Source organism: Brevundimonas sp. RM1 (assembly GCF_052907225.1).
This window is the reverse complement of sequence record NZ_JBRERY010000068.1, coordinates 1-1,478: the sequence shown is the minus strand read 5'-3', so window position 1 is coordinate 1,478 and position 1,478 is coordinate 1. Positions and strand designations below refer to the sequence as shown.

Here is a 1,478-nt window from a genome sequence, read left to right as displayed (position 1 = left end):
CCGTTCGCGCCAACCGCTGCGATCCTGTTTAATCACCTTCTTCCCCAGCGAGGGGGAGAGGGATGACGTTTGAAGCGTTCTATCGGCCAAGGAGCCCATCATGACTGACCAGAAGCCGACCGAAGAAGAGCTGAACGCTCTGGACATCACCGACGCCGAGGCGGCGGAGATGAACGCCATCGCACACCCCTTCGTCGCCGATGCGGCGCCGGACGCCAACGACGATCTGGTGCAGATCGACGCCACGGCCGACGGAGTGGTTTTCGTCACCATCAACCGTCCCGAGAAGAGGAACGCTTTCGACGCAGCGACCATCGCCGCCCTCTATGAAGCGTTCGAGACCCTGCACGGCGCCGACAAGGTGCGCGTGGTCTTCATCCGCGGCGCGGGCGGAACGTTCAGTGCGGGCGCCGACCTGAACTGGATGCGCTCGGCCGCCGACTGGTCCGAGAGCGACAACCGCGACGACGCCATGGGGCTGGCCAAGATGCTCAAGGCCCTGCACGACGTGCCGGCCCTGACGGTGGCCCTGGTCGAGGGCGCGGCCATGGGCGGCGGGGCGGGCATCGTCGCCGCCTGCGACATGGCCGTGGCCGTCGAGGGGACGCGCTTCGCCTTCTCGGAGGTCAAGCTGGGCCTGATCCCGGCGACCATCGCCCCTTATGTCATCGAGGCGGTCGGCGCGCGCCGCGCCCGCCAACTGTTCCTGACGGCCAACATCTTCGACGCCGATTACGCGGCCCATGCGGGGCTGATCGACATGGTCCTGCCTGAAGGTTCGGTGGACGAGTTCATCTCCATGCTGACCGACAGCCTGTCGGCCAATGCGCCGGGCGCCATGGGCGACGCCAAGCGCCTGGTGAACGACGTGGCGGGCGAAGAGATCGACAACCGCCTGCTGGAAGAGACCGCCAAGCGCATCGCCCGCGCCCGCGTCTCGGTCGAGGGTCAGGAAGGCGTCCGCGCGTTTCTGGACAAGCGTCCGGCCAACTGGGCGCAGTAATTTCGTCCTTCTCCCCTTGTGGGAGAAGGTGTCATGCGGAGCATGACGGATGAGGGGTTGCTTCGCCTTGTCCGTCTGCTTCTGAACCGCGCGATTTCAGCGTTGCGAGACCCCTCATCCGACCCGCTTTGCGGGCCACCTTCTCCCACAAGGGGAGAAGGGTTAGGAACGCCCTATGTTTAAATCCGTCCTGGTCGCCAATCGCGGCGAGATCGCCTGCCGCGTCTTCCGCACCGCTCGTCGCATGGGCCTGCGCACCATCGCCGTCTATTCCGAGGCTGACGCCAACGCCCTGCACGTGCGCGAGGCTGATGAAGCGGTGCTGATCGGTCCGGCGGCGGCGCGCGAATCCTATCTGGATGCGGCCAAGGTACTGGCGGCGGCCAAGGCGACGGGGGCGGAGGCCATTCACCCCGGCTATGGCTTCCTGTCCGAGAACGCCGACTTCGCCGAAGCGGTGGCGGCGGCAGGCATC

The 1,478-nt window shown here is 66.4% G+C and carries 2 protein-coding genes; both read left to right on the top strand.

Annotated elements, in window-relative coordinates; translation table 11 throughout:
* Positions 1 to 100 precede the first annotated feature (100 nt).
* Positions 101 to 1,003, top strand: a complete 903-nt coding sequence (locus ACU5AP_RS16250) for an enoyl-CoA hydratase-related protein (protein WP_446681555.1) — start codon at positions 101 to 103, stop codon at positions 1,001 to 1,003.
* 175 nt (positions 1,004 to 1,178) lie between these two features.
* On the top strand, positions 1,179 to 1,478 hold a 300-nt coding region (locus ACU5AP_RS16245), incomplete at its 3' end, for a biotin carboxylase N-terminal domain-containing protein (RefSeq protein WP_446681554.1).

Excerpts from the sequence above, each read along its gene's own strand:
- ACU5AP_RS16250 (WP_446681555.1), top strand. The coding sequence starts at position 101 with ATGACTGACCAGAAGCCGACCGAAGAAGAGCTGAACGCTCTGGACATC.